The 19,284-nt window shown below is 67.0% G+C and carries 15 protein-coding genes and 2 pseudogenes; 10 read left to right on the forward strand and 7 right to left on the reverse strand.

Features of this window, described 5'->3' with window-relative positions; all coding sequences use genetic code 11:
- Positions 1-36: 36 nt before the first annotated feature.
- From OG707_RS41645 to OG707_RS41665, 5 genes are all read left to right on the forward strand, one after another.
- Positions 37-2,427 (forward strand): WD40 repeat domain-containing protein, encoded by a 2,391-nt coding sequence (locus tag OG707_RS41645; RefSeq protein WP_329127403.1) that lies wholly within the window; start codon positions 37-39, stop codon positions 2,425-2,427.
- 37 nt (positions 2,428-2,464) lie between these two features.
- Positions 2,465-3,331, forward strand: a complete 867-nt coding sequence (locus OG707_RS41650) for an alpha/beta fold hydrolase (protein WP_329127404.1) — start codon at positions 2,465-2,467, stop codon at positions 3,329-3,331.
- Between the two features lie 11 nt (positions 3,332-3,342).
- Positions 3,343-5,349: an ATP-binding protein gene (locus tag OG707_RS41655; RefSeq protein ID WP_329127406.1), complete on the forward strand. Its 2,007-nt coding sequence runs from the start codon at positions 3,343-3,345 to the stop codon at positions 5,347-5,349.
- Positions 5,346-7,673 (forward strand): WD40 repeat domain-containing protein, encoded by a 2,328-nt coding sequence (locus OG707_RS41660; protein ID WP_329127408.1) that lies wholly within the window; start codon positions 5,346-5,348, stop codon positions 7,671-7,673. The genes OG707_RS41655 and OG707_RS41660 overlap by 4 nt, the downstream gene beginning before the upstream one ends.
- 268 nt (positions 7,674-7,941) lie before the next feature.
- Positions 7,942-8,142: a hypothetical protein gene (locus OG707_RS41665; RefSeq protein WP_329127410.1), complete on the forward strand. Its 201-nt coding sequence runs from the start codon at positions 7,942-7,944 to the stop codon at positions 8,140-8,142.
- A gap of 4 nt (positions 8,143-8,146) precedes the next feature.
- On the opposite strand, the gene OG707_RS41670 is transcribed toward OG707_RS41665, so the two are convergent.
- The 7 genes from OG707_RS41670 to OG707_RS41700 all read right to left on the reverse strand — a co-directional run bounded on the left by OG707_RS41670 (position 8,147) and on the right by OG707_RS41700 (position 12,352).
- A complete protein-coding gene (locus OG707_RS41670; protein ID WP_329127411.1) occupies positions 8,147-8,434 on the reverse strand; it encodes a hypothetical protein in 288 nt (95 codons plus the stop codon).
- Between the two features lie 90 nt (positions 8,435-8,524).
- On the reverse strand, positions 8,525-8,815 hold the full coding sequence (locus OG707_RS41675) for a zeta toxin family protein (protein ID WP_329127412.1): 291 nt from the start codon (positions 8,813-8,815) through the stop codon (positions 8,525-8,527).
- 63 nt (positions 8,816-8,878) lie between these two features.
- Positions 8,879-9,136: a hypothetical protein gene (locus tag OG707_RS41680; RefSeq protein ID WP_329127413.1), complete on the reverse strand. Its 258-nt coding sequence runs from the start codon at positions 9,134-9,136 to the stop codon at positions 8,879-8,881.
- A 434-nt stretch (positions 9,137-9,570) separates the two neighbouring features.
- On the reverse strand, positions 9,571-9,936 hold the full coding sequence (locus OG707_RS41685) for a hypothetical protein (RefSeq protein WP_329127414.1): 366 nt from the start codon (positions 9,934-9,936) through the stop codon (positions 9,571-9,573).
- Positions 9,937-9,951: 15 nt separating this feature from the next.
- On the reverse strand, positions 9,952-10,356 hold the full coding sequence (locus tag OG707_RS41690; RefSeq protein WP_329127415.1) for a hypothetical protein: 405 nt from the start codon (positions 10,354-10,356) through the stop codon (positions 9,952-9,954).
- 230 nt (positions 10,357-10,586) lie between these two features.
- Positions 10,587-11,123 (reverse strand): HNH endonuclease, encoded by a 537-nt coding sequence (locus OG707_RS41695; RefSeq protein ID WP_329127416.1) that lies wholly within the window; start codon positions 11,121-11,123, stop codon positions 10,587-10,589.
- A 623-nt stretch (positions 11,124-11,746) separates the two neighbouring features.
- Positions 11,747-12,352, reverse strand: a complete 606-nt coding sequence (locus OG707_RS41700; protein ID WP_329127417.1) for a hypothetical protein — start codon at positions 12,350-12,352, stop codon at positions 11,747-11,749.
- 717 nt (positions 12,353-13,069) lie between these two features.
- Between OG707_RS41700 and OG707_RS41705 the strand changes: the two genes are divergently transcribed.
- From OG707_RS41705 to OG707_RS41725, 5 genes and pseudogenes are all read left to right on the forward strand, one after another.
- A complete protein-coding gene (locus tag OG707_RS41705) occupies positions 13,070-14,728 on the forward strand; it encodes an alpha-L-fucosidase (protein ID WP_329127418.1) in 1,659 nt (552 codons plus the stop codon).
- Positions 14,729-15,026: 298 nt separating this feature from the next.
- A pseudogene (locus OG707_RS41710) lies at positions 15,027-15,569 on the forward strand (PHP domain-containing protein); the annotation flags it as partial.
- Positions 15,570-15,809: 240 nt separating this feature from the next.
- Positions 15,810-16,802, forward strand: coding sequence for a heavy metal transporter CzcB (locus tag OG707_RS41715; RefSeq protein WP_329128234.1), 993 nt, complete (start codon positions 15,810-15,812; stop codon positions 16,800-16,802).
- Positions 16,799-17,356, forward strand: a complete 558-nt coding sequence (locus OG707_RS41720; protein ID WP_329127420.1) for a flavoprotein — start codon at positions 16,799-16,801, stop codon at positions 17,354-17,356. The genes OG707_RS41715 and OG707_RS41720 overlap by 4 nt, the downstream gene beginning before the upstream one ends.
- 837 nt (positions 17,357-18,193) lie before the next feature.
- Positions 18,194-19,195 (forward strand): annotated as a pseudogene (locus OG707_RS41725) (IS110 family transposase); the annotation flags it as partial.
- Positions 19,196-19,284: the final 89 nt, after the last annotated feature.

A 19,284-nucleotide genomic window follows, 5' to 3' on the forward strand; every position in this document is an offset into this window, starting at 1 on the left:
GTGACCTGTACGCAGGGGCACAGCCGGGGGGTGGACGTGAGTGCGGCTGACGACCGAGTCGAAAGCGTGTCCGGTGGTCTAGCGCAGGCGGACACGCTGGCGGAGATTCGCGTGGTGGAGGCACGCATCGCTGATGAGTTGTCCCGTTTCACTCAACCGGCTGGGCCGCCTGGCGTGGCTGTTGCTCCGCCGGCGTACGTGCGTCGGCACGCCGTGGAACATGCGCAGGCGGGCGGCGTGCTCGATGAGCGGTTCATCTCGTGGGAGTTCCTGCCTTATGTCGATGCTGGTCGCCTGCGCGCTTTGACTAGCGCAGTAGATTCTCTGATAGAGACGGGCAAAATGCCGTGGCGGGATCTACTGAGGGTGTGGCGCAAGACTGCGCATGCATGGGACTGGGAGTCCCCAATGGGCAATGCCTGCACGCTGAGCCTGTTTGCGGTGTGTGCTGGCCTTCCCGCTGGTCCGTTTACCGGCGAGGAATGGACCGGGCGGTGGGCGTCATGGCGTCTGGGCCAAGGTGAACTCCTGGCCAGACACGCCGGCGCAGTGCGGTCAGTGGTGGCGGTGATATTGCCGGATGGGCGGACAGCGGCGATCGCTGGGGGTGATGACGGCGAAGTACGGGTGTGGGACGTTGCCACCGGCCAGATGGTCTGTGAACCCTTGGCTGGTCACGTCGGGTGGGTTGGGGCGATGGCCGCGGCGGTGCTGCCGGACGGCCGCGCGGTGGCGGTCACAAGTGGCCGGGATGCCACAGTGCGGCTGTGGGACGTTGCCACTGGCCAGATGGTCGGCTGTCACCCGGCCGGTCACACCGGACGGGTGACAGCGGCAGCAGCGGCAGTTCGCCGGGACGGACGGACGGTGGTGATGACTGGGGGCGACGACGGCCAGGTGCGGATATGGGACCTGGCCACCGGCCAGATGGTCGGCTGTCACCCGGACGGTCACACCGGACGGGTAATGGCGGTGGCAGCTGTCGTGCAGCCCGACGGACGGACCGTGGCGGTCTCCGGAGGCGACGACGGCCAGGTGCGGATATGGGACCTGGATACCGGCAAGCAGGTCGGTAGGGCCCTGACGGGGCACGACGGGACTGTGTTGGCAATTGCGGTGGTGGTGCTCCCGGACGGTCGGACGGTGGCGGTCTCCGGAGGTAATGACGTACGGGTGTGTGACCTTGCCACCGGCCGGCAGGTCGGCGAACCGATCTCTGTGGCCATGCCATGGATATGGGCGATTGCCCCGGTGATACTGCCAGACGGCCGCACAATCGCAGTAGTCAGCGGTGAGGGTGCCGGGGTACAGGTGTGTGACCTTGTCACTGGCCAGCAGGTCGGCGAACTCCTCACTGGCCACGAGGGTACGGTGCTCGCTGCTGCGGCGGTAGCACTCCCCGACGGCCAGACGGTGGCAATCACTGGGAGTATGGACAAGACACTGCGCATCTGGGACCTCACTGCCGATGGGCAGGTCGTCGGACGTCTGTCCGATAGTTCCTACCATTCGGTTGCTGTGTTGCTACTGCCCGACGAGCGAAGGGCAGTGGTCACCGGAAGCAACGACGGCACCGTGCGGGTGTGGGACTTGGCCACCGGTCAGATGCTCAGCGAGCCTCTGACCGTGCCGATCGACTGGGTGGCGTCGGTGGCCGCATTGGTGCTGGCGGACGGACGGACGGTAGCGGTCACCGGAGGCCGTGACGGCCAAGTGCGGATATGGGACCTCGTTGCTGGTCAGGAGATCGGCAGCCCCCTGACTGGACACAGGAAGCATGTGAATGCGGTGGCTGCGGTGGTGCTGCCCGATGGCCGAGCGGTAGCGATCGCTGGTGGCGATAGCACGGCCGTACGGATTTGGGATGTTCTTACCGGGCGGTGGGCGGCCCAGCCGTTGATCGGCCATACCAAGGGGGTGTGGGCGCTAGCTGCAGACGTGCTGCCCGATGGCCGTGCAGTGGTGGTCACGACCGGTAGCCGAAATGCGACGGTGCGGGCATGGGACTTACGAACTGGCCAACCTCTCTTCGAACATCGCTCCGGCTTTGCCCACTTCGTGTGGTCAGTTGCGGTGGTGGGGCTTCCGGACGGTCGGTGGGCCGCGGTCACCGGAGGCGACGACAACGCGGTACGGGTATGGGACCTGTCTACCGGCAAACAGATAGGCAAACCACTGACCGGCCACACCGATTCGGTATTCGCCGTTGCGGCGGTGACGCTTCCGGACGGCCGTGCTGTGGCTGTCTCCGGGAGCGACGACAGCACGGTGCGGGTGTGGGACCTGGCTGCCGGCCTGCCAGCGTGTGCCGTGTTGCGTGCGCCGGGGCGGCTGCGGGCGTTGGCGGCAACCGTGGTGGATGGGGACCTAGTGGTCGTGCTGTGTGGCACTGGTGTGGCTGTGGCTTCGGTGCGCATGGTGGCTTGAACAGGTTGATCTGGGGTCGAGCATTCGGGGGTGTGAAGTGTCGGTGATCGTCGGCGTGCATGGGATCGCTCAGCAGCAGTTGGGGCGGCGGCAGTTGATGGCGGTGTGGGGGCCGTCTTTGGCGGACGGAGTGGAGGCGGCCGCGCATGGGAAGCGAGTTGCCGAGTTGCCGTTCGACCTTGCCTACTACGGGCGCTTGTTCCTCGACGCAACAAGCTCGGCCGGAGGCGGCAGCAAAGCAGCCGCGGTCGAGGCGGATCTGGCTAGCCTGCCGGCGGAGGAGCTGGACGAGCTAATCGCCTCTGGCGAGGAGGCCGCTGGGGCGGAGGCGATGCTGATAGGCAAGGAGCAGGTATCCAAGGGGTATTCGAGAGTGCCGCGTGCACTACAGGTGCTGTTTCGGGCATTGGACTGGCGCTTCGGCCCCGGGGCGGCACTGCTGTTCGCAGGCTCGTTCCGGCAAGTCCGCCGCTACCTGCGCGATCAGCATTTGAAGGTGAGCATCGACGCGATCGTCGATGAGGTGGTAACGGATGAATGTCGGGTGCTGGTGGGGCATTCCCTAGGATCGGTGGTGGCGTTTGAGTTTGTCCGCCGGAACCCCGAGCGCCGACTGGACCTGTTGCTCACTATCGGCTCGCCGCTCGGGGCGCGGTTCGTTCGGGCCCTGCTGCCCGACTCCGGCCACGGCCGGCAGGGCCTGCCACAGGGGGCGGCGACATGGGTGAATGCACGCGACCTTCGAGACCCCGTGGCGTTTGCCGGCGCTCTATCCCGGCACTGGCCCGGGATAGAGGACGTGATCTTGGACAACGGGGGTGATGCGCACTCCGCGTCACGGTACCTGGGTAAGAAGCAGACGGGCGCCGCGGTCCTGGCGGTACTGCCGGAGTTGGCGAAGTGAGTTCCCCACCGGTGGATGGGGAGGTCAAACGCCGGCACTTCGTCGCGATCGCCACCTCCGAGTACGACGACCCCGACTACGAGCCCCTAGCCGTCGGTGTCGAGGTGCGTGTTCTGCGTGAGTGGCTATGCTGCCTCGATCTTGGCGGGCGGGCCTTCGCTCCCGCGTATGAGGAGCTGGCGGACAATCCGACCAAAGGAGCTGTCCGCGACGCTCTGGAGGATCCGCCAGGGCATCGTCGGTGGCGGGAAGCGGACGCGGCGGTTGTCTTCGTCACCGGCCACGGCGTGACGCAATCTGGTGCGCACTGGACGGTGCTGCAGGCCACCGAGTCTGACCGCGTGGAGTCAACGGCTCTACGCACGGTGGACCTCATCAACTGGCTTAAAAACACGCGCATCCGGCACCTGTTCCTGATTCTGGACCAGTGCTTTGCTGGCCGGACCATTGGCGAAATCGCCGCGTTCGAGACCGATCTGCCCGGCACCTGGTTTGTGCTGCCCAGCGCCACCAAGGACCAGAAGGCTGTATTGGGTGCGTTGACCGGTGCGGTGACTGCGTTCCTAACCGAGCTCCAATCCCACAATGGCGAGTCGTACGCTGGCCCGAAGATCCCGCTGCTGGACGTGCAAGTGTTTCTGGACGGGGTTCAGGGCAAACTCGGCGAAGGACAGCGGTTGATCCCGCTACCCGGCAGTCAGGCTTCGGGTCCCCACCCATGCCTACCCAACCCCCACTACCGCTCAGCAGACAAGACCCCCGTGGCCGAGCAGCGCAGTGATCTGGCCCTGCCCCAGAAGGATGTGGACGCCCACTGGGAGCCCCGCTCACGGGGCGTAGCTCAAAGCGGCGAGGAGGGTTGGCTGTTCACCGGGCGCCAGAAACTGATGCAAGACCTGATTGCCGCAGCCAGCGGCCCTGGAGGGGCGACGGTGGTCACCGGGGGCGCGGGCAGCGGTAAGTCCGCGGTACTGGCGCGGCTGGTGACCTTGAGCGACGCCGCGTTCCGCGCCCGCTACGGCGAGTACTTGGACGAGGTCCCCGAAGATTTACAGCCCGACGAAGGGGCGGTGGATGTGGCCGTGCTGGCCACGGGAAAGACCGCCCATGAAGTCATCGCGCAGCTATGCGCCGCTCTGGACGTCCCAACACCGCGGACATCGGGCGCCACGCCGTCGCTGGATGAGTGGATCACCGCATGGCAGCACTGGCTGGCCGCGCGCGGCATGCCAGTGACCATTGTGGTCGACGCACTCGATGAGGCCGACGACCCTCTGACCCTTCTCAGGACCGTTCTGGCCCACCTTGACTCTGGACGCGAGCGGATACGGCTGATCATCGGTGTTCGCTCACCCGGTGGCGACGACGGCACCCCACCCGCCACACGTCCGTCACGTGGCATACCACTAGCTGACGAGGCTGAACGCCTGCTCACCGCACGCCGCATCCGAGCAGACGAAACCCCGTGGTGGCACGACGGCGACCTCGCCAACTACGCCGCCAGCATCCTCACCACCACCGACAACACCCCCTACACTCTCCCTCAGGCCACTGCCGCCGTTGCCCAGGCTCTCGCCCACCACGCCGGCACCTCCTTCCTTGTCACCCGCATCGCCGCCGCCAACCTCGCGGCCCGCCCCGTACGGGTCGACCCTGACGACCCAGCGTGGCTGGCCACCGTCGACGAGGGTGTCCTGGGCGTATTCCGCGCCGACCTGTACGCCCACCGCCCTCACACCGAAGATCGCCTCAAAGCGGTCCACCTCCTGCGCGCCGTCGCCTTCGCCCGCGGCCGTGGGCTGCCCTGGCACCGCATCTGGCCGGCCTTCGCCAACGCCGTTGACCTCGACCGCACATACGGCGACACCGACATCGCTGACCTACTCGCCTCACCCCTCGGCGGATACCTCACCACCGACATCGCCGACAACACCACCGTCTACCGCCTCTTCCATGACGCCCTTCGCGCCACCCTGCGCGACCACTGGCGCAATCTCCTCCACACGGCCGCCCCATGACCGACATCACTCAGGACACGCAGCACACCGAAGCCCGCATCACTCACCGTCTCCTGACCATGGCTAACGACGCCCTGGCCGACGACCCTCCCAACCTGTCCCCCTACCTGCGCCGCCACCTCACGGAACACGCCCACTCGGCTGGTCTCCTCGACCGCCGGATCCTCACCCCCCGCCTCCTCCCCTACCTCGACGCCGTTCGCCTGCGCAGCGTCACCGCGAGCGAGACTGAGCCCGATACCACCTCCGGCCTATGGAGTGCCTTCCGCCACGCCAACCACCAATGGGACTTCGACCGCCCTACACAGAACGCCGCAACTCTGGAGTTTCACGCCGCCCGCCTCGGCACCCCCTTCCCCGAACGCACCACACCAGACGGCTGGCGAATCCATTGGGCCACTCCAAATCCGCATAAAGGTGAGGTCCTCACGAGCTTTCACACCCCAGTACTCGCGGTCTCGACGGTGGTGACATCAGAGGGCCGTGCGCTGGCCGCCTTCGGCGACTACCTCGGCGTGCAGGTGTGGGACCTGATCTCTGGCCTTGAGGTCGGTGAATCCCGGACCACCGACGCAGGCCCGGTGCGGGCGCTGGCGAGCGTGGCATTGCCGAACGGCCACGTCCTGCTGCTCACCGCCGGTGAAGACAACACGGTGCAAATGAGCGACCTGATCTCGGGACAGCCAGTCGGTGAACCCCTGTACGGCCACACCGACTCGGTCGTGTCGGTAGCGGCAGCGGTCCTACCGGACGGCCGCGCACTGGCAGTTTCAAGCAGCGACGACCGCACGGTACGCGTGTGGGACCTGGCGACCGGCCGTCCAGTCGGCCAACCCCTCACCGGCCACACCGCCCCAGTAGCAGCGGTCGTGCTGCCGGACAACCGCGTTCTAGCAATTACCGGAGGCAAAGGCCACACCGTGCGGCTGTGGGACCTGGCCTCGGGTGATCCGGTCGGTGACTCCCGGGCCGGAGGCGCCAGCACGGTACTGGCGCTGGCGGCCGTGGTGTTGCAAGACGGACGCGCCCTGGCGGTCACCGGAAGTGAAGACTGCACGCTGCGAATGTGGGACCTGGCGACCGGCCGTCCAGTCGGCCAACCCCTCACCGGCCACACTGCCCCGGTTTCGTCGCTGTCGACGGTCGCGTTGCGGAACGGCCGCGCGATCGCGATCACCAACAGCGCCGATCGCACGGTGCGAGTGTGGGACCTTCTCGCCAGCCATCCGGCAGGCAAACCCCTCATCGACCTTCCTGACCATGTTGGACTGGTGTCAGCGGTGGTGCTGCCGAACGGCCGTGCAACGGTGCTCTCCTCTGGAGAAGACAACACGGTTCGGATGCAGGAGCTGGCAACAGGCCATCCAGCCAGCGATCCCAACACCGGCCACTCCGGACAGGTGCTCGCGGTTGCGGCGATTTCGCTGTCGCCGGACCGTGCGCTGGCAGTCAGCGGAGGTGAGGACCACACGGTTCGGATATGGGACCTAGCCACCGGCCATCCGGCAGGCGAGCCCCTCACCGGCCACACCAGCTCGGTCGTGTCAGTGGCGGCAGCGGTCCTACCGGACGGCCGCGCACTGGCAGTTTCAAGCAGCGACGACCGCACGGTACGCGTGTGGGACCTCGCTACAGGCCGTCCGATCGGCGAACCCCTCACCGGTCGTAACGCTCCGGCTTGGTCGCTCTCGACAGTCGTACTCTTGAGCGGCCGCGTGGCAGTGGTATCAGCCGGAGGCAACGACACATCCCTGCGGGTATGGGATCTCATCTCGGACCAGCCAGTCGGCGAACCCCCGCGCGGCCACACAGGGCACGTACTTGCGGTCGCACCGGTGCTGCTACCGGACGGTCGTGCGCTGGCAGTCACCGGGAGGTCGGACGGAACAGTGCGGGTATGGGATCTGATCTCGGGCCGGCCAGTCGGCGAACCCCTGCATGGCCATACGGACCTGGTGCTTGCCGTTACGGCGGTAGCGCTACCGGACGGCCGCGCGCTGGCAGTCACCGGCAGCTACGACCACACCGTGCGAGTGTGGGACCTAACCTCCAGCCAGCCAGTCGGCGAACTCCTAACTAGCCACACCGATGTGCAGGCAGTTACGGCGGTAGTGCGACCGGACGGCCGTGCACTGGCCGTCGTAGGAAGTGGCGATGGGAGGGTGCGGGTGTGGGATCTGGCAACAAGACAGGCTGTGGGCGACGCTCTCTTGACCAACAATGCGGTGAATGACCTTGCAATGACATACCTAGTCAGCGGCTCGCCCGCAGTGGTGGTCGCCGGGGCAACGGGTGTTGCCGTAGCCGAACTACCGACGAGGTAATGACACTGAAGCCGCGTCACAGGGGCGAAGGTGCGTGGTCAGGAGCCCTGAATATCGACAGCACTCACGCCGTGGACGTACCTCACCAAACCCTGTCGAGCGGCTCGTGTGCCCCCAACGTCACAGACCACGAGGGATCAACAACGGGTCTGATGCAGGGTTGGGTGACAGGTTGACCTGCCCCACGCCTTGGGTTCCAGTTTGACCTGCCCCATGTCTTGGGTTCCAGTTCTGGTGGCTCCTTTCACCCACGGCGCCCGATCCCGACTTGCCGGACCTCGCCATGGCGTTGAGCGACCAGTCGATCCGGTTGGTGGGTCTGGGGCGGTGGGAGGAGGCCCTGACCGCCATCACCTGGGCGGTGGAGATGTATCAGGGGCTGGCGGGTCGTTGGCCGGATGTCTTCGCCACCGCTCTCGATACCGCGCGCCAGACGCTGGCGTTCATCGAAGACATGGGTGCCGAGTGAGCCGCTATGGCGCTGCATCGTCCGGCGTGTCGGTGCTGGCGCTTCGTGCTCGTTCCAGGACCCGGTACACCGTCGCGCGGGAGACCGTGACCCGCTCCGTCACCAGCCCCTCGCGCACCCGCCACCGCAGGTGATCAACGAGGGTGAACGCGTACGTCCTCTGCGTCCCCGAACCCTCGTACATCCGCAGAAAGCTATCCGCTTCCTCATCCACCGAGCCGTCCGGCCAGACGATCGTGAACGACAACCCGCCGTCCCCCCGGACCATTTGCTGCACGCGGATCTCGTCCAAGACGATCACGCTTCGCACCGATCCCCCTCTCCGTACAGCCCGATGCCACGAAGAGGCTTGCCAAGATCGGTAAAAGAGAACGCAACGGGCCTACACACCGCTCCAACGAGTGATCCAGACACTCACGAGGCGCTCGGTAATGGAGCCAATCCGCACCGCCCCGCCCCGACGGCCGAGCGCGGCGTGGATCAGGTCGGCGACCTCGGACTTGCCGCTGCCCGGGGGACCGGCGACCAGCACCTTCACCGGCTGCTTCTGCGCAACGGCGCCACCGGTGAAGACCGGGATGATCTGGGTGTTGAGGATGTCCTGGTGCTGACCTTCGGACAGCACGACAGGCACGACGTCCCTGTCTCTCAACCAGTCCTCCTCGATGTGCATGAACCATTCACCGGCCACGCTCCGGCCCTGGGGTGCGGACGGCCCGCCGGGCGGGTGTTCGTCTCAGCGGGCCGAGTTGTACTCGGTGGCGGCCAGCGGGTGCGTCTCGCGCTCATCAATCCAGTCGTAGAGCCACTCCTTGCGCACGACGACCTCACTCGCCCACGGAAAGTGCGCCTCCGCGAGCCCGAGAACCCTCTCGGTGAGCGCGTCCAGCGCCTTCTCCACCCGACTGCCGTGGATGTTCCTCTTCAGCGCGCGCGGCACCCTGAACTCGAAGCTGATCCGCAGGACCCGAGGGGTCCCCTCGCTCTCCGACATCTCTACCTCCACTGCTCCAGCTCCCACCAGAGTAGTGAACTCTGAGGAAAATAAAGCCAGTTCAGGAAAGTTCGCCGATGCCGAAGCCATCGTGCCTGCTCAAGGTGGAATTACATCTGAGAACAGGAAGCAACTTCACCAGTTGATGACACCGCATGATGGGCAACACACGAGGCGTCCGTGATCCGTTCGTTCGAAGGCCGGAGCGCTGTCGGTGCTGGGGAGCACACTTGATGCGACGTCACACATTCGGAGCATCGGGGGCACGGTGGATCCCGGCGCTGCGACGGCATGTCGAGACGGTCGAGTTCTGCGCCCTGTGTTCCCGTACGGCCGTCGGAGTGGATGCGATGCCGCACCCTCCGGCTTCGCCGTCGGAGTGGATGGGGTGGCGCCCCAGCCCGCAAAGAGCGGGTTGCCCACGCCGTCGGCGGCTACTTCACCAGCTTCGTGCCGTTGACCAGCTTGCCGACGTACTTTTCGCCGTCTGTAAATGCCATCCGATACGTGAAACTCTGGGAGACGTGCTGCGGGCGACCCGTTTGGGTGTCGATTACAACGACTCGGTAGCGAAGGCTCTGATTTCGGCCTCTCTCGTGTTCAAGGGCCCCACCCAAGCCAGTTAGATTTTCCGTCACTTCGATGGTGAAACGCTCGCGGACGACTGTCTCGTCACGGTTAGCCCATCTCTCGTCGCTCTTGGCGCGAGCTTTGGCTTTCCGGCGGCCCCACCAGCTCTTCTCTTGTTCCGCTCGGCGGGCCGCTACGGCCTCCGGTGTGACGTCATGCTTGGGATCCATTGCTAACGCACCGCCTTACCTGGCTGTCCTTGCGATGCGCAGGGTGCTGGCATACAAGTCGCAGAGCTCGTTGAATGCGCGCTGCGTACCTCGTGCGGCGGTGAACGCAGCGAAGCAGCCCTCCTCAGTAGACGAGGCGACCTGCAGCACGCCTTCCCTGCTGAGTCGTGCTCCCGGGCACGACCTGTGCTTTTCGGCGTACGCAGGTCTCACGTGGCGTCCCTGGCCGAGGTAGGCGCCCCAGTAGAGGGTCGTACTGCTCAGGTAGAGGTATCCCTCGCGTGGCGGGAGGTCGCTGGTGAGGCTCATGGCCGGCGCATAGGCGAGCCGTTGTTCACCGGGTTGCATGAAGGGTTCAATGGCGGACCAGTATTCATCGAGGATCTTCGCGTAGCGCTTTTGGGCCCACTTCTGGAGCATGACCCCTCCACAACCTCGGGACTCAATTTCAGGATGCGCGCCTCGGCGCAGCCGTGCGCGCCGAGGCTGGAGGTGGCGCTCGGCTCACTGCCGTACGGGGCGCTCGCTGTGCCAGCTGGTCACCATCGGCACCTCCAGCACCGCCGTAACCTGCAACGCCAGCTCGATAGGCGCTGGCCTGCACCGTTGTGTACGTGTGTTGGTGCCTGTGGATACGCTGGTGTGGGGGGTCATGTTTCCCTGTAGAGCGCGTCCGTCAGCCGCATCCAGGTCTTGTCATTGGTGGAGAGGGTGGGCTGTCCCGCCGCTTCCCACAGTGGCCGGTACATGTCTGCCAGGCCGCGCCACGCGGAGTTGTGCTCGATCGGCTGCAGGGTCATCCCGAGGTGCTCAAGGAGCAGATCAGACTTGCGGTAGTTGCAGCCTGCGCAGGAGGTGACGATGTTCGTCTCGTCCAGGCTGTCGCCACCTCGCGACACCGGTACGACGTGATCGTTTGAAGTGCTGATCTCCGAGTATGCGGGGTGGCAGCTGTCGGCCTTCCAGTTGGGGTGGAAGGGGAACTGCTGCGGGAAGAGACCCGACATCATGCGCAGGACGGGCAGGCACACGGTGGCTCTGCCGCAGTACCGGCACAGGTACCGGTCGCGGTCGTAGATCGCGGTCAGGCTTCGAAGGGGCACCTGCTTTCGCGGTGTGATTTCCGGCCGGACGAAGGCAATCGATTCCATCGTGGCGCGGGCACGGTCCTCGCGGCCGGTCGCCATCGCCGACACCGCGCTCGAGAGAGCGTCTACAAGCCCAACGTGGCTGGGGCCGGTGACGATGTCCCGCTCAGTAGCCGGCGTCACAGGACTCGCAACGACGGACAGCTACCCGATCCGCGTTGCCCTTCGTCGCCTGCAGCGGGTTCCCTTCAGATATCCGCCCCCAGGCGCCCGGGACGGGATCCTGGACCCATCCGAACTTCGGGGCGGCGATCTCGCTGTCTTCGAGGTGCCCACACCCCGGAAGGTGGGCGTTCCCGGCAGGGGAAACAATGATCGAGTTCTGTGGCCAGCCGACCCAGTGCGCACGCACGGTCGCAACGCCCCGCGCTACTCGTGGCGCACTCCCGTTCGCCGGGCACGCACACCCAGCACCGACGATCAGCTCGCAACGTTCGCATCGAGTCTCAGGCATCAGTCATTCGTTCCTTACGTCGGTATCGCGGTGGCCAGGTCTTCGGGCAAGGAGATCCGAATGGCGTTCTCGTTGCCGGTTGGGGGCAGCCATGGAGGCACTGCCCGAGGCCAGAGGGTGTGCCTCTCCACGGCATCACGTGCTGGTCAGGGCCTGTAGAGCCGTTCGACCTAGGCAGAGAGGCCCTTTGACCCGCAAAGCGAAACGCTCAGACGGCGAGGGCGTCGGTGATCCGTTCGAAGTCTTGTGGTGTGAACATGCCGCGGCTGATCGCTGCGTTCCTGCGCGTCTTCGGCGTCACCACGTTCGGGTACGACCTCAGCTCCGGGATCGCGATCGTCCATACGTCCGCGATGCGCCCGAGAATGATCACTGCGTCGCGGGACATGGCACGGCGTACCAGGTCGAAGGTGAAGCTCTGCGAGGGAAGCGTGAACGGGATTGGGCGCCACTCGGGCGAGTGGTAGCCGTGGAACTGCAGGGCGAGGACCGTCCTGGAGAGCTCCTCATAGCTGTGCCCGAGGGTGGTCAGTCCGCGCAAGGTCCTGCGCCACCACAGGCTCCCCGGGTGATCGGGCTCGGCACCCGACAGGAAGTGGTTCGGCGTTCCGCCGTCGGTGGCGATGTTGTGCAGGGTCCTTGGAGTGATCCCGGGGCGTGCGTAGGCGGCTGGGTCGCTTTCGCTCCGGCCCGGGTTCGCCAGGAGGGTGACCAGTGGGGCGTCATGCAGCCCGAGGAACGGTTCCGGCGGAAGCGCCAGGTCGAGCCGGTATTTCGGGTTCGCTCCGGTGGTCGTGGCCCTGAGGGCCTGCAAGTGGGGCAGATCTTCGGGGACCGCGTATGGCGCCGTCCCCGTCACGCGAGCCCAGGGGTTGGACAACATCGGATCTACCACCAACCACGCTGTCGCGACACGGCTCGGTCCTGGGAAAAGGCGTTGATCGCCAAGAACCTGGGTCCACAACGGCGGCCCCCGGTGAGGCGAGCGAAGCAGGAGACGCGGCCAGGCTGAGGAATGTTCAGGCGGAGTGACATACGGACTGAGGCTTTCAGAGCGTTCGGTGAGAGGGGGACTCGAGCCTACGCAGCCCTCATGGCGGCCTACACCAAACAAGGCGTGACCCTCCCCACCGCGCGGACCGCGGTCTCTTGCGACGCGCCGACCATCTGCCCTGCCGCACGTGGGAACGGGAATCCCGTACGGGCACTGGCCTGCACCGTTGTGACCGCCTGTCCTGCGACTCTTCGCGATAGGTGATACCAGGGTGCGCGGCCGACCTCGGGAATCTTGGGGAGCTGATCGCTCTACTTGGCGCCGGAAGGTCGTTCCTTGTTGGCACCACGCCTATTTTCGGCCTGGATGACCCCCAGTCCCGCAAGGGAGTGCTGCTCAAAGCTGCCTTTGAGCAACTCAGAGTTTGTGGCATGCGCCGGTCTCGCGCCCCAGAGGGGCAAACTTTGCGAGAAATTCACTGATTTGCACTTGTATCCCCAGTTTCGTGCAGTTTCCTCCCGGAGTCGAGGTCGTTCCGTGCCAGAGAGTCGAGCCACACACCCGCGGGTCGCAGCCTGCATCCTCCTGGGCCTCGCTGCGGCCTCGCTTCCCGGTCCCGCCACGGCCGACGGCAACCCGCACCTTCCTCCGTCTCCCGTGATCGTGCTCGCCCCCGGCGACTCTGCCGCCATGCTTGAGGCCAAGGCGGCGCACGTCGTACCGAGCGCCGCGCAACTGGCCTGGCAACGTAAACAACTGACCGCGTTCGTCCACTTCACCACCCGCACGTTCGTCGACAAACCAGGGCCCGACGGCCGCCTGCCGGCCACCGTCTTCAACCCGACGAACTTGGACACCGACCAGTGGGCCCGGGTATTCAAGGCGGGCGGCTACCGGCATGTCGTTCTCACCGTCAAGCACGGGGACGGCTTCCTCCTGTATCCGAGCGCGCACAGCACCTACTCGGTGGCACGGAGCCCGTACCGGAACGGGAAGGGCGATGTGCTGCGCGAGTTCACCAACTCGATGCACCGCGCGGGTCTTTCGGTCGGCTTCTACTTCTCGCCGCCCAACCGTCATGAACTCAACGTCGAGCGCAGCCGGTGGAAGCCGGGCTACCCGCGCTACGGGTACAGCGCGCTCAAGGGGAACCGCACCTGCCCGGTGCCCGCGCGACGGGTCGCGGGCAAGCCCTCGTTCTCCTTCCGGACCGATGAGTACAACTGCCTGTTCCTGCGCGAGTTGTACGAGATCTTCTCCGGCTACGGGCCGGTCGCCGAGTGGTGGATCGACGAGAACGCCACCTCGCAGACCCCCGGCAGCACTCCCCGGGACGGGTACGCTCCGCCGCCCGGACTCCCCGGCGATCCCACTCAGCGCTACGACAATGCCGCCTGGTACCGGCTGGCCCGCGCACTCCAGCCCGCCATGCCGGTCTTCAACGGGTGGGGCATCCGGTGGGTCGGCAACGAGACCGGGTTCGCCCGGGTCGGCGGCGAGTGGTCCACCATCGCGGTGCGCAACAAGCCGGGCACCGGGGTGCCGCAACTCGCGCCCGGCGGGGCACCCGGCGACCGTATGACCTGGGCGAAAGCCACCCGCCTGGTGTGGCTGCCGACCGAGGTGGACGTACCGATGTCGGCCGGCGGCAACTGGTCCTGGAACCCGGGACGGGAGCAGAAGTCCCCCGAGACGCTGTGGCACATCTACACCGCGTCGGTGGGGCGCAACGCCAGCCTGCTGCTGAACTTCGGCCCGGACCGCACCGGCCGCATTCCCGCGGACCAGGCGGATCGCGCGCACGGGCTGAAGCAGCGGATCGACCGGGTCTTCGGCCGCGACCTGGCGGGCTCAGCGCCGGTCATCCTCTCCGCGCACCGAACGGTGATCGAGCGGCGGCTCCCCAGGCCCACAACCCTGAACTGGATCGGCCTGCGCGAGGACATCGCCCACTACGGCCAGCGCGTCGAGTCATACCGGATCGAAGCATGGGACTCACGGCGACGTGCCTGGCACAGACTGACCACGACCACCTGGAACGAGAAGGACCAGGAAATCCCGGACCGCAACGAGCGGATCGGCTTCCAGCGCTACCAACACCTGCGCCGGCCGGTCACCACCGAGCGGGTACGCATCGTGGTCACCGGTGCGCGACGGACACCGCACATCTCGGCGCTCACCCTGCACCGGGACTGAGCCGCGGCAAGGGCACGGTACGGGGGCCTGCAGCGGCTCGCCGCGTACATCGACGACACCCGCGCCGCTACGTGGCCCCAGCCCGAGCAGCTGGCCCGTAACCGATCGGGGGCGCGCGCCCGTGAGGCTGGCCTTCTCCGGTGACAACCATCGCGACCAGGTGACACCTGTCTCGACCAGTCGCCTGTCCCTTTCGTGCGGGGACGTCCCACGGGCTACAGTAATTCGTACAGGCATTCGAAAAAGTGGGGTGGGCGGTGTCCAGTCGTACGGAGCAGCGGGTGAACGGAGGTGCGCCATGGGAGGCGGTTTTACCCATCTGCATGTCGCCTCCGGGTACTCCGCCCGCTACGGCGCCGCCCACCCCGACCACCTGGTCCGCAGGGCCGCCGAGCGGGGCATGGGCGCCCTCACGCTGACCGACCGCGACACCGTCACCGGCACCGTCCGGTTCCTCAAGGCCTGCGCGAAGTACGGGGTGCGGCCGATCCTCGGAGTCGACATGGCCGTCGCCCCGTACACACCCCGCCAGAGCGCCGAGCGCCGACGGACCCCGGTCCGTGGCGGAGCGCACGTGATGGAGCCGCCCCGGCGCATCACCCTCCTCGCCCAGACGGGTGCGGGGTGGGCACGGCTGTGCCGCCTGGTCTCGGCCGCCCACGCGGCCGCGGTCGGCGGGGCGCCGGTGCTGTCCTGGGACGACCTGAACACCCACACGGGCGAGGGCCTGCTGTTCCTGCTGGGCCCGGTCTCGGAGCCGGAACGCGCGCTGAGCGCGGGGCGCCCCGACCTGGCCGAGCAGCTGCTCGCCCCGTGGCAGCAGCTGGCGGGGGAGGCGCTGCGCCTGGAGGTCATCGACTACGCCCGCACCGGCACCGGACCCGGCTCGCTCCGGCTGGCCGGCCGGACCCTGCAGCTCGCCGACCACCTGAACATCCCCGCCGTGCTGACCGGGGCGGTGCGCTACGCGGACGCCGAGCAGCACCGCCTGGCCGACGTCCTGGACGCCGCCCGCCTGCTGCGCCCCATCGACCGCCGCCGCCTCGACCCGGGCGAGCGGTGGCTCAAAGACCCGCAGGCCATGGCCGCGTCCGCCGCGAGCCTCGCCGCCCTCGCGACACCCGCGCCGACCGCCGCCCACGACGACCTCATCCACTCTCTCCTGCCAGGACCAATTCCACCTGCCGCAGATGGAGTTCAGGAGCTGGCGAAACTGGGCGCGCGGGTGTCCACGGTTCGCCGCCTGTTCTGCACCTGCGACTACGCAGAGCTGCAACGCACCCTCCCCGCCCTGATCACCGACCTCCGCCACGAGGCAGCCGGCTCGACCGAAGCGACGGGGCTGCTGGCCACCGCGTACCAAACCTCCGCCAGCCTGCTCCTCAAACTCAGCGACCACGGCAACGCCTGGCTCGCCGTCGGCCGCGCCATGGCCGAGGCCGAACGCTGCGGCGACCCGGTCATCCTGGCCTCCAGCGTCCGCGTCCACGCCCACCTGCTCGCCCGCGAGAAGCACACCTCCCAAGCGGTCACCCTGGTCCGGCACACCGCCGATCAACTCACCGGCGCCTACGACCAGCGCTCCCCGCGCTACCTCGCGGCCCTCGGCCTCCTGCTCCTGCGCGGCGTCACCGCGGCCAGCAACGGCGGAGACCGCTCAGCCACCCAGGACTTCCTCACCGAGGCGAAAGACGCCGCCCGCTTCGTCACGCTCGACCGCTCCGACGCACGGGCCAACTTCAGCCCCACCAACGTCGCCCTGCACGCGGTCAGCGCCGCAAACGCCTTCGGCGACGCAGGCGTCGCACTGGAGACCGCCGGCCCTCTCATGCGGCGCCACATCCCCGTACCCGAGCGCCGAGCCGCCCTCTGGGTCGAAGCCGCCCGCGCCTACACCCAACAAGGCCGCCTCACCGACGGCTACCAGGCCCTGCGCATCGCCGAGAGCTGCGCGGCCCAGGACGTCCGCCGCCCGGCCGTCCGGGAAATGATCGCCGACATGGCGGCCCGCGACCGCCGCCGTACCCTGCCGGAACTGCACCACTTCAGCCGTCAACTGGGAGTCCCCGCGTGAGCGATCAGCCCGACCAGCACACCAAAAGGCCCTTCCTGTACGTCGTCGTGTGCGCGTCCGGTATCGCCGGCGACGTCGGCACGCTCATCACGGCTGCCCAGGAAGCCAACTGGGACGTCGGCGTCATCGCCACCCCACAGGGCCTCAGCTTCATCGACGCCGACGCAGTCGAGACGCAGACCGGCTATCCGATCCGCTCGGCCTGGCGCTCACCCGGCGATCCTCGCCCGCTGCCGCCAGCCGATGCCATCGCCGTGGCCCCGGCCACCTTCAACACGATCAACAAGTGGGCTGCGGGGATCTCCGACACTCTGGCACTGGGCATCCTGTGCGAGGCGTACGGATTCGGCATTCCGACTGCTGTCCTGCCATACCTGAACTCCGCCCAGGCCTCCCATCCCGCGTACAGCCATAGCCTGGAGAGGCTGCGCGAGATGGGCGTACGGATCGGCTCGTACGAGCCCCACCGGCCAAAGGCTGGCGGTGGGGGCGATCGCTTCCGCTGGGAGGAAGCGATGGAGCTCATTACTCCGATGTTGTCCGCACAGTTGTGATCACTTCCGTCGACCTTGTGTCGGTTTCGAGGCCTTTGTTTCCAATGGGAGCCGACGTTCTGCGTGATCATCCAGGCGATCGGCGTTGCCGGCGCCGCCCTTGGTTCATCGAATGCACCCGCACCCTGTGTTTTGAGGTCGACGACGTACCGTCCGCGATCGCCCGGCCACCCTCGCGGTGATGCCCGTGCTCTGCGTGGCAGGGCCGTCGACTGTCGTCCGCGTCCACCGAGTGGATCATTCGCCCAGGGAATTGCTGATGAGATTGCCGCGACCGTCCACGACGCCGACGTGATCCTCGGCGAGCGGCCCCCGCGCGCCCTCGCCTACTTTTTTGGTGCACCGGAGTTCCGCGGCGAGTAGATCCACCGCCCGGAGCGCGAACGGCTCCTGGTCGTGGCCGCGTTCAGCCAATCCCGCTCGCTGGTCTCGCTGCCGTGCCGGTCCACCACGAACGGGGCTCGGGCAATGACGACCGTCTGTGTGTAGTGGAGCGTCACCAGGGCGGCCCCTTGCCGAGCTGCACCATGGCAGCGCGAGGGCGATACCGGACAAGCTGGTCACGCTCGAGGGGGGCGAAGGGTTCAGAGCTGACTGCTCTCAACGGACATGTGCGTGCGTTCGCCACGATACTCACGACCCACTCCGGCCAGCACCTCAAAGACTGGATACTCGCCGCCCGCGTTGAAAGCCTTGCCGAACTCCACACCGTCGCCCACGGCTTGGAAAGGGCCTGAGAGGACGTGCTCCAAGGACTGACGACCGCTGGAACTCCGGCTCAGTAGAGGGCAGGGTCAACCACATCAAGATGATCAAGCGTCAGATGTTCGGCTGGGTCAGGTCTACGCCATCAACCCGATGGCCGCCGCCCGCTAACGCGACCGCCACGCCGCCACCGGCAAGAAGTCTGACCCCGGCGACGCACTGGTCCTGGCGAACATCCTGCGGACCGACATCCACGCCCACCGGCCACTACCGCACGACAGTGACCTCGTCCGCGCCATCGCAGTCCTCGTCCGAGCCCAACAGGACGCAGTCTGGAACCGGCAGCAGCTCGCCAACCAGCTCCGCTCGCTCCTGCGCGAATACTTCCCCTCCGCCCTCGACGCCTACCTCCACTGGCAAAACGGCCTCTGCCGCCCCGCGGCCCGCATTCTGCTGGAGCTCGCGCCCACCCCCACGAGAGCCGCCAGGCTCTCGCTCGCGCAACTGCGCTCGGCACTCAAGCGAGCCAGCCGTCAACGCCGGATCGACGCCGACGCCGAACGGATCCGCGAGGTCCTACGGGCCGAGTACGCTCACCAGCCACCGCTGGTCGAGGATGCGCTCGGCAAGCAGATGCTCGCTCTGCTGCGGCAGCTCGACGCCGCCTGCAGTGTCGCCGACCAGCTCGTCGAGGCAGTGGAGGGGGCTTTCCCCCAGCACCCGGACGCCGAGATCATCCTGAGCTTCCCCGGGCTCGGAACCCAGCTCGGCTCCCGGCTCCTCGCTGAGATGGGGGACGACCACACCCGCTTCGCCACCGCCCGCGGCATGAAGGCCTACGCCGGCGCATCCCCCATCACCAGGGCATCAGGCAAAAAGTCCAGCATTACCAGACGATGGGTCAAGAACGACCGGCTCAACCACACCGGCTACCTCTGGGCCTTTGCCGCCCTGACCGCATCATCCGGGGCCAAGGCCCACTACGACCGACGCCGCGAGGCCGGAGACTGGCACGCTGCCGCTCAGAGGAACCTGTTCAACAAGATGATCGGCCAGCTTTACTGCTGCCTCCAAAGACACATCCTGTTCGAAGAACACCACGCCTTCCCCACCGGTCTTCCTATCGGTGCTTGACGACTTAGTTCCGTGAGGTGTCTCTGGGCCCTCCTGCGAGACGGACGGCTCTACGAGCCAGCTCCGCCGGCAAGGGCTGCCGCATAGGA

It is taken from the genome of Streptomyces sp. NBC_01465 (assembly GCF_036227325.1).
Taxonomy (GTDB): Bacteria; Actinomycetota; Actinomycetes; order Streptomycetales; family Streptomycetaceae; genus Streptomyces.